The following is a 13,388-nucleotide window of genomic DNA, read 5'->3' as shown; positions in this document are numbered from 1 at the left end:
CTTCCTTCTTTTTAGAAGTTTGATTGCTTCCGCTAATCTCTCAGCGAATGATAACGGTCGGCTTCCGCCGTGGACACCTGCCGGTACAAGGCAATCAAAATGGCAATCCCCACAGCCGCTTCCGCCGCTGCCACCGTAATCGTAAACAGTGTGAAGATCTGGCCCGCCAGATTGGGAAACAGACCAAATTTGGAAAATGCCACAAAGTTGATATTCGCGGCGTTAAACATCAACTCAATGCAGAACAGGACCATCACGGCGTTTTTCTTCGTCAACACGCCATACAAACCGATACTGAACAAGATGGCCGACAAAGCAAGATATGAGGTGATGACCATCTCATTTCTCCTCCCTTTTTGCCAGAATGACTGCCCCGACCAGTGCCACCAAGAGTAAGATCGATGCCAGTTCAAACGGGATCACGTATTCAGTGAAGACCCGCTCTCCCAACCGGACGACGTTCCACCCTTCACCGTTATGCGGTTCGCTCCATACCGGCACCTGATAAATGATCCACATCATGACGCCAAAAAAGGCAGCGACAGTGATAAAACCGAGCACGGCATGCCATGGCGCAATCGAACTTTTCTCTTCATCCCGGTGTTTGGTCAACATGATCCCGAATAACATGAGAATCGAAACGGCCCCGGTATAGATCAGCACCTGGATCACCGCCAAAAACTCGGCGTTTAAGAGCAAATAAATGCCTGCGATACTGAAGAAAGTGAATGCGAGCGCCAAAGCCATATGGATGACCCTTGTAAAGTTGATCATAAACACGGCCCCGCCAATCGCCATGACGGAAAGGATAAAAAATGCAATGAATTCAGCGTTTACGGGCATTATTTTTTTCCTCCCGGTTTTTTGATGAGATTGGTGCTGTTTTCTTTTCGAATCTTTGTATTATTTTGGTTGAGCCACTCCAAATCTTTAAACAATTCATCCCTTCCGTAAACGGCGAGCTCATAGTTATTGGTCATGACAATGGCTTCTGTCGGGCAAACTTCCGTGCATAAATCGCATAAGATGCAAATTTCAAAGTTAATATCGTAAGTGTCAATCACTTTCCCTTTCTTTTCCGGATGCTTTTTCCCCGTCAGTGAAATGCAATCGGTCGGGCAGATGCGGACACATTGGTTGCAGACAATGCATTTTTCCGGATCGAAATGCTGGATTCCGCGAAAGCGGTCCGGCATCTCGAGCGGCTCATCCGGATACCGGTAAGTGACCTTCGGCTTTGTCATGTTTTTGAGGGTGACTCCCAACCCTTTGATCAAGCCAAGCACCATTTTCCCCTCCAATCCTTTTCCGTTAATAATAAGTCCCGATCACCGGCACTTCTTTTAAAAGACAAGTCAGCAAAATATTGAGGAGAGCGACCGGCAACAACACCTTCCATGCAAACTGCATCAGTTGGTCGACACGAATCCTCGGCATGGTGGCTCTCAACCAGAACAGGAAAAACACGACCAGCAAAAATTTCAATATAAACCAAAGGACCGGCGGAACCCACGTGAAGCCGAATGGCGCATTCCATCCGCCCAGATAAAGCACGGTCGTCAGGGATGCCATGGCAAAAATGTAGGTATACTCCGCCAACATAAAAAACGCAAACCGGAAACCCGTATATTCCACATGGTAACCGGCCACCAGTTCCGATTCGGCTTCCGGCAGGTCAAACGGCGTCCGGTTCAATTCCGAAACCGACGCGATCAAAAAGACCACAAAACCGATAAATTGCGGAAAAATAAACCAAACCTCTTTTTGGGCCTCCACAATCTCGGCCAGATTTAATGAACCGACCGACAAAGCAATCCCGACGACAGACATCACCAGCGGAATTTCATAACTGATCATTTGCGCTGCCGAACGCATCCCGCCGATCAATGCATATTTGTTGTTGGAAGCCCAGCCTCCCACCAGGATTCCGATGATGGTAATGCTGGAAACTGCCATGTAATACAGCAAACCGACTGCAAAGTCAGAAAACTGAATGGAAGGGGTGAAAGGAATCACCGCCATCACGGCAAAAGCGGGAACAAAGGCAATCGCCGGCGCCAATTTAAACAATCCGGCATCCGCTTTTGCGGGAATGACATCTTCTTTGATGAGCAGCTTCAAAACATCCGCCACGGTTTGAAACATCCCCCGGGGCCCCACCCGGTTCGGGCCGATGCGGTTCTGCATCCAGCCCAGCACTTTCCGCTCAAACAAAATGGCATACGTCACAAACCCGAGTACGATCAGCAAAAGCAGAACCGGTCCGATGATCATCCACGGATTCATCAACAATCCACCTCCCCGAGCACAATGTCGATTCCGCCCAAAATCGCCACCAAATTGGATATATTCTCTCCTTTTAATAAAGTCGGGAGTATCTGTAAATTATAAAAAGACGGACGCCTGAACTTCAACCGCCACGGTTTGTCTTTCCCATTGCTGACAATATGGCAACCCAGCTCTCCCCGTGGAGATTCGATACCGCAATAAATCTCTCCTTCCGGAACCCGTAGGACCCGGGGAACTTTTCCCATGACCGGACCGCTTTCGGGGAACTGAGCAACCGCTTGTTCGACGATTTTCAAGGATTCATCAATTTCCCTCATCCGACACAAATATTTTTCATACAAATCTCCGGTTTTCCCGACCGGCACATCAAAATCAAACCGTTCATAAATCGAATACGGCTGGTTCTTCCTCAAATCCCAATCCACGCCGGTCACCCGTAAATTGGCACCCGACAGTCCGTATTCAATGGCCAGCGACGGCGAAACCACCCCGATTCCTTTGGTCCGTTGAATAAAGATTTCATTTCCGGTGATGAGATCATGGTATTCTTTCATTTGCCGTTTCATGTCCTCCGCGAATTGCCCGACCTTGTCAATCCAACCCGGAGGCGCATCCCATTTGACACCGCCCACGCGCATATAGTTGAACGTGATCCGGGCACCACACAACTCATTAAACAGATCCAAAATCTTTTCGCGGTCCCGAAATGCATATAAAAAGGGGCTTAAAGCACCGATATCCAACAAATAAGTTCCCATCCAAACCAAATGGCTGGCAATCCGGTTCAGTTCCATCACAATCACCCGCAAAAATTGGGCTTTTTCCGGAACTTCCAGTTGCATCAGCTTTTCGGTGGCATGGACGATGGAATAGTTGTTGGTCATGGCGGACAGATAGTCCATCCGGTCCGTATAGGGAATGATTTGTGTATAATTCAGATCCTCCGCCAGCTTTTCGGTTCCCCGATGGAGGTATCCAATCACCGGCTCGGCATCCACAATGATTTCCCCGTCTATTTTCACGACCAAACGGAGCACGCCATGGGTGCTGGGATGTTGAGGTCCGACATTCAGCAACATTTCTTCCGTTCTAAGCACAAGGATTAAACCTCCTTATCCAGTGGTTCGTAATCTTTCCGGAGCGGATGCCCCACCCATTCATCCGGCAACAAAATCCGTTTCAGATTCGGGTGCCCTTCAAAAACCACTCCCATCAGGTCATAAGCTTCCCGTTCATTCCAGTCGGCTGCTTTCCATAAATGAGCCACACTCGGCACTTTGGCTTCATCCCGGTCTGTTTTGACGCGAATGGCAATCTGGTGTTTCTTTTTGAAAGAGTAAAACTGATATACCACTTCGATTTCTTTTTGGTAATCCACAGCCGATAAATTGCGCAGATAATCAAAGGAAAACAACGGATCTTCTTTCAAAAGCCGGGCCACCTCAAGCCACTTTTCCCTGGCGATGACAAACGTGGGAATATGTTCGCCGGCCCGGTTGATATAATCTTCAACCACGGCGTCTTCCCCTGCTTTTTCCACGATTTCCTGCTTAAAACGTTTTAAAACCGGTTCAAGCGGTGACGGCTCTTCCGGTTTTTTCTCCTCTTTGTCGGCTGGTTTGGAACGGACGGAAGCAGGCCTTGCCCGCCGGGGAACTGCTTTGTCTTTCGGTTTCGGGGATTGGGGAGCCGGTTTTTCCGGTTCTAAAGCATTTGGACTTGATCCAGCAGTTGATGCGTTTTTCTCTTCCAGTCCTTTTTCTTTTTCTTCAGATTTTTTCCGATCCTCTTCATGAGAACTCACCGGTTCGTCACCTTCTTCCCGTGTTTGGCTTCATAACGGATTTTTTCCTGCAATTTGTTGATTCCGTAAATCAAGGCTGCCGGGTTGGGAGGACATCCCGGAATGTAGACATCGACCGGCACAATTTGATCAACGCCTTTGACAACAGAATAAGATTTCACATACGGTCCGCCGGCAGTAGCACAAGACCCCATGGCAATCACCCATTTGGGTTCCGGCATTTGATCGTATAATCTGCGCAACAAAGGCGCCATTTTTTTGGTCACGGTTCCTGCGACAATCATGACATCCGACTGGCGCGGGGACGCACGAAAAATGACGCCAAACCGGTCGAGATCATAATGCGGGGCCCCCGTGCCCATCATTTCAATGGCGCAACATGCCAACCCGAAAGTAAGGGGCCATAAAGAACTGCTGCGCGCCCATGCTTTGATCTGTTCCAAATTCGTCGTCACCACATTGCGCTTTAATTCCTGCTCCTCAACCAGAGCCAATTTTTCAAAATTTACTCCCATTCTAACACCTTCTTTTTCCAAGCATAAAGCAAACCCAGGATCAGAAAGAAAACAAACAAAACCATTTCCACCAGAATGAACAGCCCCACCTCAGAGCGCAGAACATCGTAACCGGCTGCCCAAGGGTATAAAAAAACCGCCTCCACATCAAAGATGACAAACAAGAGCGCAAACAAATAATAGCGGACATTAAACTGAATCCAACTGTCCCCGGTCGGATCCACACCGCTTTCATAAGAAATGGCCTTATCCGGGGCGGGCTGATGGGGACGAAGCAGTTTTCCAATGGAAAGCGCCACAATGTGCAGAACAATGCCGAGAATAAAAAAGATGGCAATGATCCCGTGACTGACGGCAGACAAACAAACCCCTCCTTCATCTTGATCTATACAAAAATAAAACGCTTACATTCTTTAAATGAAATACTAATTTTTCAGTAATAAAATGCTTTTTTAAAGCAGTGCTAAAAAGTTGGCAATCCCCTCCTCTATTGTTTGATTATACACTACTTTCCCAATTGTGAGAAGGATCGTGTCCTTGAGAAAAATAGCGCTTATCTGAGATGGTTCACCAAAAGCGGGAAATATTTTTCACAAACCTTAAAATAAAAAAGACACCTTCGGAAAAGGTGTCTTTTTGAAGATCCGTTTTTATACCTCTGCGGATTCAGCAAGAATGGTGACTTTATCAGGGCGCACTTCAATGAACCCGCCGCTGATTTTAAACGTCTCTTCCGATCCGTCATTTTTCACCCGAACGGTATCCCCGATAATCGGGCTCACAAACGGAACATGCTTGGCCATCACGCCAATCTCTCCATTGGCCGCCTTTGTCACCACCATATCAATGTGCTTGGAATAAACAATCCGCTCAGGCGTTACAATATCCAACTGCACTTTATTCCCCATCATGACCTGCTGATCCCGGGAACAACCACGGGATGTGGCAGGGCTTCACCTCCTTGTCCTGCGGAGTGAGCCGTGTATCCATCGATCGGCATTCCGGTTCAACCGGAAACCCGCCGCAAAAAATGCCGGGATCTACACCATGCGGGTATAACCCAGTTTTTTCGCTTTTTCAACGGCTTCGTCAATGCCGCCGACCATGTAGAAAGCGTCTTCCGGCAAGTCGTCATATTTTCCTTCCAGCACTTCTTTGAAGCTGCGAACCGTTTCTTTCACCGGCACATATACTCCCGGGTTACCGGTGAACTGCTCAGCAACGTGGAAGTTTTGCGACAAGAACTTCTCCACTTTCCGTGCACGGGCAACCACGATTTTATCTTCCTCGGACAATTCATCCATTCCCAAGATGGCAATGATGTCTTGCAACTCTTGGTAACGTTGCAGGAGTTCCTGCACGCCACGGGCAACCTGATAGTGTTCTTCTCCCACCACTTCCGGCGTCAGGATGCGGGAAGTGGATGCCAGCGGATCCACCGCCGGATAAATCCCTTTTTGAGACAAACGACGTTCCAGGTTGGTGGTCGCATCCAAGTGGGCAAAGGTGGTCGCCGGAGCCGGATCGGTGTAGTCGTCAGCCGGCACGTAAATGGCCTGAATGGAGGTGACGGAACCTTTCTTCGTGGAGGTGATCCGTTCTTGCAATTGACCCATTTCCGTTGCCAATGTGGGTTGGTAACCCACCGCAGACGGCATCCGGCCCAAAAGTGCGGACACCTCGGATCCGGCTTGGGTGAAGCGGAAAATGTTATCAATGAATAACAAAACGTCTTGACCTTCTTGATCACGGAAATACTCCGCCATGGTCAAACCGCTCAAAGCCACACGCATCCGCGCCCCCGGGGGCTCGTTCATCTGTCCGAACACCATGACGGTTTTGTCGATGACCCCGGTGTCTTTCATCTCATGATAAAGATCGTTCCCCTCGCGGGTACGTTCACCAACCCCCGCAAACACCGACAATCCGCCGTGCTCTTGTGCGATGTTGTTGATCAACTCTTGAATCAAAACGGTTTTTCCTACTCCCGCACCGCCAAAGAGTCCGATTTTTCCACCTTTGGCATAAGGGCAAAGCAAGTCAACCACTTTGATTCCCGTTTCCAGCATTTCCTGCTCAGTCGATTGTTCTTCAAAGCTCGGTGCCGGACGGTGAATGGAGTGTCTTTCGGCTCCTTTTACTTCTCCGGCCTCATCAATCGGCTCTCCCAATACGTTAAACACCCGTCCCAATGTCGGACGTCCGACGGGTACGGAGATTGGTCTTCCCGTATCGATCGCTTCCATCCCCCGGACCAAACCGTCGGTGGATGCCATGGCTACGGTACGCACCGTGTTATCTCCCAAATGTAAAGCTGTTTCCAAAACAAGCTCGCTTCCGTCCGCCCGCTTGACTTTAATCGCGTTGTTAATCTCAGGCAGATGTCCGCGTTCAAACTCAACGTCCACAACCGGCCCCATAACCTGAAGCACACGTCCAGAACTCATCGAATTCCCTCCTTAAACTGCCATGCACTGGTTTCTTCACTTGTGAAAAGATCATGCTCAGCCGTTTAGCGCAGATGCACCGCCGACAATTTCAGCGATTTCCTGAGTAATTGCAGCCTGACGCGCACGGTTCAACTGTAACGTCAATTGATCAATCAACTCCGTCGCATTATCCGTTGCATTGCTCATCGCTGTCATTTTGGAAGCAAATTCACTTGCTTTCGCGTCGAGTAAGGCGCTGTAAATCAGAGATTCAGCATACCGGGGGAGCAAGACGGATAACACTTCTTCCTGCGATGGTTCATATTCGTAAGCTGTTTTCGGACCTTGTTTCTGCCCGCTCAAATCCTCGCTCGCAAGCGGCAATAACCGTTTGTCCAAAGGCCGCTGAACAACCGGGTTTACAAACTCGTTGTAAACGATGTACAGCTCGTCATATTTCTCTTCTGCATAAAAACGAACGGCTTTTTTCGCAATTTCTTGCACTTCATCATAAGAAGGTGAATCAGAAAGTCCCGTAATCTCATCAATGACTGGATAATTGCGTTTTTTCAAGAAGTCCCGGCCTTTCCGGCCAATGACAAACAATACGTACTCATCTTTGCTTTGATGCCGTTCATTCAAAGTCTGAAGCAACATCCGCAAAAGGTTGCTGTTGTATCCTCCCGCAAGGCCGCGATCCGACGTAATCACAAGATAGCCTGTTTTACGTACGGGGCGCGAAACCAGCATGGGATGTTTTGCATTCGTCGTACCTTGGGCAATGCTTACGATCACTTCACGCATTTTTTCCGCATAAGGACGCGCTTTTTCGGCTCTTTCCTGTGCACGGCGCAAGTTCGCGGCTGCAACCATCTTCATCGCTTTGGTGATTTGTCTCATTTTTTCCGTCGAACGAATGCGCCTTTTGATCTCACGCATCGATTGACCCATGTTTTCACCGCCTTTCCGCTGCCAGTCTCCCCGTAAGAGCCGCTGACGACCAGCGACTCTTTTCTACTTTATCTGAAACGGCTTATTTCTCGGTAACCGCAAACCCTTTTTTAAAGGTTTCGATTGCTTTTTTCAGTTTTTCTTCGGTCTCGTCTTCAAGCGCTTTTTTCTCCCGGATCGATTTCAGAATGCCTTCTTCATTGGTTTCCAGATAGCTGTGGAATTCTTTCTCAAAACGGCGCACATCTTCCACCGGGATGTCATCCAAGTGCCCCTTAGTGACAAGATACAAGGAAACCGCTTGTTTCTCAACAGGAAGCGGATGGTGTTCCTCCTGTTTCAAAATTTCCTCGGTGCGTTTTCCCCGCTCCAGTTTTGCTTTGGTGGCTTTGTCCAAATCCGAACCAAATTGGGCAAAAGCCGCCAGCTCATAGTATTGGGACAAATCCAAACGCAACGTTCCCGTAAGTTTTTTAATGGCTTTGGTTTGCGCCGCGCCACCGACACGGGATACCGACGTCCCCACACTGATCGCCGGACGGAAACCGGAGTGGAACAAATCGGATTCCAAGAAAATTTGCCCGTCGGTGATGGAGATCACGTTGGTCGGAATGTATGCGGACACGTCCCCGGCTTGGGTTTCAATAAACGGAAGTGCCGTCAAGGAACCGCCGCCGCGTTCGTCGGACAATTTTGCAGCCCGCTCGAGCAAACGGGAGTGCAAATAGAACACGTCCCCCGGATAAGCTTCACGGCCTGGCGGACGACGGAGCAAGAGCGAAAGCTCGCGGTAAGCAGCGGCTTGTTTGGTCAAGTCGTCATAAACGCAGAGAACATGACCGCCATTGTACATGAAGTATTCACCCATTGCACATCCGGCATAGGGAGCGAGGTACAAAAGCGGTGCCGGATCCGAAGCGCTGGCAACCACCACAATGGTGTAATCCATCGCACCGTAGCGGCGAAGCTTTTCAACAACTTGTGCAACAGTCGATTGCTTTTGCCCGATTGCCACATAAACACAGATCATGTCTTCATCTTTTTGGTTAATGATGGTGTCAATGGCAATCGTGGTTTTCCCGGTTTGACGGTCCCCGATGATCAACTCACGCTGCCCGCGTCCGATCGGGATCATGGAGTCAATCGATTTGATTCCTGTTTGCAGAGGTTCATGGACGGATTTCCGGTCAATGACACCCGGTGCAGGAGATTCGACGGGACGGAATTCGGTGGTTTCAATGGGGCCTTTTCCATCAAGCGGTTGACCCAACGGGTTGACGACACGGCCAAGAAGCGATTTCCCCACCGGAACTTCCATCAAGCGGCCGGTGCGTTTGACCTGATCCCCTTCACGAATATCCTGATAAGGTCCTAAAATAATAACCCCCACATGGTGTTCTTCCAAGTTCAAAACCATTCCCATGACGCCGTTTTTAAACTCAACCAGCTCACCCGCCATTGCGTTGGAAAGGCCATGAACTTGTGCGATCCCGTCACCTACTTGAATGACGGTGCCGACATCCGTCACTTCCACTTCGGAACGGTAATTCTCGATCTGCTCTTTAATCAGAGAGCTGATCTCTTCCGGTTTAATGCTCATAAATGTCACCCCAATCTTTCCGTCTGTGATCTATCCAACTTGATTTTGTTTCAGCTGTTCTTGGAAACGATTCAGCCTGGTTCGCAAACTTCCGTCGTACAAACGGTCGCCGATTTGCACAACCACGCCGCCCAGGATATCTGAATCCACTCTCTCAACCAGTTCCATGGTTTTCCCGATCATTGGCTCAAAGGTTGCTTTGACTTGTTTTTTATCCTCTTCGGTCAATTCAAATGCCGTCGTGACAACAGCTTCGACAATCCCTCTGGATTCATTTGCCAGCTTTTTGTATTCTTCATACAGATCAAAGAGAACGTTTTCCCGCCGGCGATCCACCAACAGATACATCAGATTCTTGGTGTAAGCATTCAACTGATCAAAGATTTTGGTGAGCAGTTCCTTTTTTTGTCCGTTCCCGATTGAAGGATGGCTGAGCCATTCCGTCAATTCCGGGAAAGCTTCCAATGTATCGGTGATTTGCTTCAAATCCTTCTCAACGGCATCGATCTGCTTTTGTTCAGAGGCAACTTCAAACAGCGCTTTGGCGTAACGTCTCGCTACCGTCTTACTCATTGCAATCTTCCTACCTCGTCAAGATAGCTGGAAACCAAATCGGAATGCCGGTTTTTGTCCAATTCTTTTTCCAATAATTTGGACGCCAACTGAACGGAAAGCCCGCCGACTTCATCACGCAAGCTGGCCAACGCTTTTTCTTTTTCGCGCTGAATTTCGTTCGTCGCCTCTTCCAGAATGCGCCCTGCCCGTTCCTGTGCTTGCTTGATGATCGCTTCCGCTTCGCGGTCTTTTTGCGCTTTGGCACGTTCAATGATCTCTTTGGCTTCCTGACGCGCTTTTTTCAGTTCCTGCCGTTGCTCTTCAAGCAGTTTTTCCGCTTCTTTTCTGCGTTCTTCCGCTTCCTTGATCTGGCCTTCGATGTGATCCTGGCGTTGTTTCATCACCTGCAGCATCGGACGAAGGGCAAACTTGGACACAAGAAGCATTAAAATAATAAATGCAATCAGCTGAAACAGCATCGTACCGATTTCGATGGTCAGCAATCCAACTCACTCCCTTCGGGATCGTGTTTCTTCTTCAATACGACCAGACGGGGACTTAAAGTCAAATCCCCGCCTCCATCATACGGATCGATCCATTAAATTACACCGAAGAACAACATGACACCAAATGCCACGGCAATAACCGGCAATGCCTCAACCAACGCAATCCCGATAAACGCCCGGGTGAAAAGTTTCCCTTCCATTTCGGGTTGACGGGCAGACCCTTCCAAATAACGGCTGTATACCACTGCGTTTCCAAATCCTCCGGCAATCGCTGCGACTGCGAGCAACAATGCACCAGCCAAAATGTTTACATCCATGATATTTCCTCCTCTGATTTGTTTTCGTTTCAAAATTTTTTTGATAGTCCATATGCGGATCAGACAAGACTGACTTCAGACTGCATTCTGATTGTCATGATTCAATTTTTTGCGCCATGTAAACCATGGCCAACACGGTGAAGACATAGGCCTGAATGGTTCCGACGAACAAGGAATAACCCAGCCAGACTATCAACGGGGCCCCGGTCAGGAACCAGCTGCCTTTCACCATCACAATGATCAACACTTCACCGGCAAAGATATTGGCCCATAAACGCATGCCGTGTGTCAACGGTTTCGCCACTTCATCCACCGCATGCATCAAGACCATCGGCCAGAAAGGCTGGAAGTAGTGGGAAATATAATGCTTGGGAGATTTTTTGAAGCCCAGGAAATGAGCCGCCAGCGTGATGGCCAAAGCCATGGCCATGGTTACATTGATGTCGGCGGTGGGCGATTTCCACAGGGCATACGCATAATGTTCCCCTTCTCCGGCTGAATCGGCCGCCCAAATTTTCAAAAACGGAATCGATACATGCGACTCGGCGACGACATTGAACATGACTCCCATCTGGTTGGAGATAAAGATAAACAGAAAAAGCGTGAATGCAAAGCCGAAGAAACGTTCAGCCGTTTTCCCCGAGATGCTGGCACGGACTATTCCCTGCGTAAATTCGATCACCATCTCAACCACATTCTGCATGCCGGTCGGAACAAGCGAAAGGCGACGGGCAGCAAGCATGGCGATCACAAAAACCAGGATGCATGCGACCGTGGTTGTAAACATGACCGTGACGTCAAATTGAATCGGAATCCCGGCCACTTCAAATCCCAGCTTCGGTGTAAGTTCCATTCCCTCACTCCTTTCTCTTTAAGATGAAGAGCGAATCACTTGGATAAACTGAGTGCAATAAAACAATATATAGCAAACTGGTAACCCTGCGACAATTGCCTTGACTTCAATCCATTCCGGAAATCTGACAGCAATCATGACAGCGAGGGCAACCATGAGATAACGATGAATCATTCCAACTCCCCGAAATCTTGGTTTTGCATGAAAGGCACTTTCCCTACCTATTTTTATTTTCCACAACAAGTTTAAGACATTGTACAAACTTACACATAAACCCAGGAAAACGCCTGCAACAATGCGTTGGTGCGGAGTCATAAACCAAATGATCAATAACAGAGTGAGGAGTCCGGTTGTGAGGGATACCACTCGCTTCCGAATGGTCTTCACGGTATCCATGAGGGTTCATTCCTTTAACAATGCTTTCAGGGTGTAAATGGCACTGAAAAAACCCACTCCCAATCCCAGCAACACTCCAGCCATCAAAAGATACGGCCGGGTTCCCCAAACCGTATCCAGTTTTTTCCCTAACCAAGCTCCCCCCAAGGTCAAAAGAACGATTTCCATTCCCATGGAACTGATCACGGCAAACAACCGCCATGCATTTCCGTTCAATTTAAAACCCCCGTAACATTTGGCATTTTCAAAGGGGAAGTTTCGCCGTAGGGAGCCGGATTGACAAGAGTGAAGTTTTCTCAGTTTTCCATCCTTCCCCCTGCCTATAGTAACGAAGCGTTCTATCTTTTGTCAACGTTTTCTCAAAAACACTTATGAACAAATTGTCGCAATTTAAAAAACTCCGCTTGAAACACCGGGTTTTTTCAAAATTATTTTGTACCGAAGAGTCGATCTCCTGCATCTCCCAGTCCCGGAATGATATAACTTTTTTCATTCAGAACCGGATCGACTGCCGCGACATAAATATCCACATCATCGTGTTCTTTTTGCACGCGGTCAATACCGGCTTGAGCAGCAATCAAACACATCAGTTTGATTTGTTTGGCCCCCATTTCTTTCAGCACGGAAATTCCCGCTGCGGCCGACCCGCCCGTTGCCAGCATGGGATCGATCACAATCAATTCCCGTTCTCCGATATCCGGAGGCATTTTGGAATAATATTTCACCGCTTCTAAGGTTTCCGGATCCCGGTACATTCCCAAATGCCCCACCTTTGCGGCAGGGATCAATTTCAAAATTCCGTCCACCATGCCGAGTCCCGCACGCAAAATCGGAACGAGGCCCAGTTTTTTTCCGGCCAACACTTGACATTTGGCCCTGGCCAGCGGCGTTTCCACTTCCACTTCACGCAAAGGCATGTCTCTCGTAATTTCATAAGCCATTAAAGCGGCGACTTCGTCCACCAGTTCGCGAAACTCTTTCGTGCCGGTGTTTTTGTCCCGGATATACGTCAGCTTATGTTGAATGAGCGGGTGATCTAATACATGTACACGACCCACTTGCTTCACCTCTTTCTCATCTATTTTTTATCCAACTGATTATAACCATAATTCACCCTGTGTACACAACTTTTTTATATATGTTTCTTATTGCCAAAAACCCGACCCTCTCGGA

Annotated in this window: 19 protein-coding genes; all 19 read right to left on the bottom strand. The window is 48.5% G+C overall.

Features of this window, described 5'->3' with window-relative positions:
* Window positions 1-32 precede the first annotated feature (32 nt).
* The 19 genes from nuoK to upp all read right to left on the bottom strand — a co-directional run bounded on the left by nuoK (window position 33) and on the right by upp (window position 13,273).
* Window positions 33-338 (bottom strand): NADH-quinone oxidoreductase subunit NuoK, encoded by a 306-nt coding sequence (nuoK, locus tag ATH33_RS08190; protein ID WP_037996651.1) that lies wholly within the window; start codon window positions 336-338, stop codon window positions 33-35.
* 1 nt (window position 339) lies between these two features.
* Window positions 340-843 (bottom strand): NADH-quinone oxidoreductase subunit J, encoded by a 504-nt coding sequence (locus ATH33_RS08185; protein WP_037996647.1) that lies wholly within the window; start codon window positions 841-843, stop codon window positions 340-342.
* A complete protein-coding gene (gene nuoI, locus ATH33_RS08180; protein WP_037996710.1) occupies window positions 843-1,286 on the bottom strand; it encodes an NADH-quinone oxidoreductase subunit NuoI in 444 nt (147 codons plus the stop codon). The genes ATH33_RS08185 and nuoI overlap by 1 nt, the downstream gene beginning before the upstream one ends.
* 25 nt (window positions 1,287-1,311) lie before the next feature.
* Window positions 1,312-2,286, bottom strand: coding sequence for an NADH-quinone oxidoreductase subunit NuoH (gene nuoH, locus ATH33_RS08175; RefSeq protein ID WP_049720705.1), 975 nt, complete (start codon window positions 2,284-2,286; stop codon window positions 1,312-1,314).
* The gene (locus ATH33_RS08170; RefSeq protein ID WP_037996645.1) at window positions 2,286-3,386 is read right to left on the bottom strand and encodes an NADH-quinone oxidoreductase subunit D; all 1,101 of its coding nucleotides are present in this window, start codon (window positions 3,384-3,386) and stop codon (window positions 2,286-2,288) included. The genes nuoH and ATH33_RS08170 overlap by 1 nt, the downstream gene beginning before the upstream one ends.
* 5 nt (window positions 3,387-3,391) lie before the next feature.
* Entirely contained in the window at window positions 3,392-4,093 is a 702-nt protein-coding gene (locus tag ATH33_RS08165; protein WP_231855192.1) for an NADH-quinone oxidoreductase subunit C, read from the bottom strand.
* Window positions 4,090-4,608, bottom strand: coding sequence for a NuoB/complex I 20 kDa subunit family protein (locus ATH33_RS08160; RefSeq protein WP_037996642.1), 519 nt, complete (start codon window positions 4,606-4,608; stop codon window positions 4,090-4,092). The genes ATH33_RS08165 and ATH33_RS08160 overlap by 4 nt, the downstream gene beginning before the upstream one ends.
* Window positions 4,599-4,970, bottom strand: a complete 372-nt coding sequence (locus ATH33_RS08155) for an NADH-quinone oxidoreductase subunit A (protein ID WP_037996639.1) — start codon at window positions 4,968-4,970, stop codon at window positions 4,599-4,601. Before ATH33_RS08155 ends, ATH33_RS08160 begins: the two co-directional genes overlap by 10 nt.
* Before the next feature lie 288 nt (window positions 4,971-5,258).
* Window positions 5,259-5,516, bottom strand: a complete 258-nt coding sequence (gene atpC, locus ATH33_RS08150; RefSeq protein WP_037996704.1) for an ATP synthase F1 subunit epsilon — start codon at window positions 5,514-5,516, stop codon at window positions 5,259-5,261.
* 132 nt (window positions 5,517-5,648) lie between these two features.
* A complete protein-coding gene (gene atpD / locus ATH33_RS08145) occupies window positions 5,649-7,055 on the bottom strand; it encodes a F0F1 ATP synthase subunit beta (protein WP_037996637.1) in 1,407 nt (468 codons plus the stop codon).
* Window positions 7,056-7,112: 57 nt separating this feature from the next.
* Window positions 7,113-7,988, bottom strand: coding sequence for an ATP synthase F1 subunit gamma (gene atpG, locus ATH33_RS08140; protein WP_037996636.1), 876 nt, complete (start codon window positions 7,986-7,988; stop codon window positions 7,113-7,115).
* 82 nt (window positions 7,989-8,070) lie between these two features.
* Complete coding sequence (atpA, locus tag ATH33_RS08135) at window positions 8,071-9,588, bottom strand: F0F1 ATP synthase subunit alpha (RefSeq protein WP_037996634.1); 1,518 nt, start codon at window positions 9,586-9,588, stop codon at window positions 8,071-8,073.
* 30 nt (window positions 9,589-9,618) lie between these two features.
* Window positions 9,619-10,161, bottom strand: coding sequence for a F0F1 ATP synthase subunit delta (locus ATH33_RS08130; protein WP_037996632.1), 543 nt, complete (start codon window positions 10,159-10,161; stop codon window positions 9,619-9,621).
* Complete coding sequence (gene atpF, locus ATH33_RS08125; protein WP_037996629.1) at window positions 10,158-10,646, bottom strand: F0F1 ATP synthase subunit B; 489 nt, start codon at window positions 10,644-10,646, stop codon at window positions 10,158-10,160. The genes ATH33_RS08130 and atpF overlap by 4 nt, the downstream gene beginning before the upstream one ends.
* Before the next feature lie 95 nt (window positions 10,647-10,741).
* Entirely contained in the window at window positions 10,742-10,966 is a 225-nt protein-coding gene (gene atpE, locus ATH33_RS08120) for a F0F1 ATP synthase subunit C (protein ID WP_037996628.1), read from the bottom strand.
* Between the two features lie 94 nt (window positions 10,967-11,060).
* The gene (gene atpB / locus ATH33_RS08115; RefSeq protein WP_049720708.1) at window positions 11,061-11,819 is read right to left on the bottom strand and encodes a F0F1 ATP synthase subunit A; all 759 of its coding nucleotides are present in this window, start codon (window positions 11,817-11,819) and stop codon (window positions 11,061-11,063) included.
* A gap of 18 nt (window positions 11,820-11,837) precedes the next feature.
* On the bottom strand, window positions 11,838-12,215 hold the full coding sequence (locus tag ATH33_RS13970) for an ATP synthase subunit I (RefSeq protein WP_037996626.1): 378 nt from the start codon (window positions 12,213-12,215) through the stop codon (window positions 11,838-11,840).
* 6 nt (window positions 12,216-12,221) lie between these two features.
* Window positions 12,222-12,431, bottom strand: a complete 210-nt coding sequence (locus ATH33_RS08105; protein WP_037996624.1) for an AtpZ/AtpI family protein — start codon at window positions 12,429-12,431, stop codon at window positions 12,222-12,224.
* Window positions 12,432-12,643: 212 nt separating this feature from the next.
* Window positions 12,644-13,273 (bottom strand): uracil phosphoribosyltransferase, encoded by a 630-nt coding sequence (gene upp / locus ATH33_RS08100; RefSeq protein ID WP_037996622.1) that lies wholly within the window; start codon window positions 13,271-13,273, stop codon window positions 12,644-12,646.
* Window positions 13,274-13,388: the final 115 nt, after the last annotated feature.

The sequence above is a fragment of the Thermoactinomyces vulgaris genome (assembly GCF_003688725.1).
GTDB classification, from domain to species: domain Bacteria; phylum Bacillota; class Bacilli; order Thermoactinomycetales; family Thermoactinomycetaceae; genus Thermoactinomyces; species Thermoactinomyces vulgaris.
This window is presented reverse-complemented; position numbering and strand designations above follow the sequence as displayed.

Excerpts from the sequence above, each read along its gene's own strand:
- nuoK (WP_037996651.1), bottom strand. The coding sequence starts at position 338 with ATGGTCATCACCTCATATCTTGCTTTGTCGGCCATCTTGTTCAGTATC.
- ATH33_RS08185 (WP_037996647.1), bottom strand. The coding sequence starts at position 843 with ATGCCCGTAAACGCTGAATTCATTGCATTTTTTATCCTTTCCGTCATG.
- nuoH (WP_049720705.1), bottom strand. The coding sequence starts at position 2,286 with ATGAATCCGTGGATGATCATCGGACCGGTTCTGCTTTTGCTGATCGTA.
- ATH33_RS08160 (WP_037996642.1), bottom strand. The coding sequence starts at position 4,608 with ATGGGAGTAAATTTTGAAAAATTGGCTCTGGTTGAGGAGCAGGAATTA.
- atpC (WP_037996704.1), bottom strand. The coding sequence starts at position 5,516 with ATGGGGAATAAAGTGCAGTTGGATATTGTAACGCCTGAGCGGATTGTT.
- atpD (WP_037996637.1), bottom strand. The coding sequence starts at position 7,055 with ATGAGTTCTGGACGTGTGCTTCAGGTTATGGGGCCGGTTGTGGACGTT.
- atpG (WP_037996636.1), bottom strand. The coding sequence starts at position 7,988 with ATGGGTCAATCGATGCGTGAGATCAAAAGGCGCATTCGTTCGACGGAA.
- atpA (WP_037996634.1), bottom strand. The coding sequence starts at position 9,588 with ATGAGCATTAAACCGGAAGAGATCAGCTCTCTGATTAAAGAGCAGATC.
- ATH33_RS08130 (WP_037996632.1), bottom strand. The coding sequence starts at position 10,161 with ATGAGTAAGACGGTAGCGAGACGTTACGCCAAAGCGCTGTTTGAAGTT.
- atpE (WP_037996628.1), bottom strand. The coding sequence starts at position 10,966 with ATGGATGTAAACATTTTGGCTGGTGCATTGTTGCTCGCAGTCGCAGCG.
- atpB (WP_049720708.1), bottom strand. The coding sequence starts at position 11,819 with ATGGAACTTACACCGAAGCTGGGATTTGAAGTGGCCGGGATTCCGATT.
- ATH33_RS13970 (WP_037996626.1), bottom strand. The coding sequence starts at position 12,215 with ATGGATACCGTGAAGACCATTCGGAAGCGAGTGGTATCCCTCACAACC.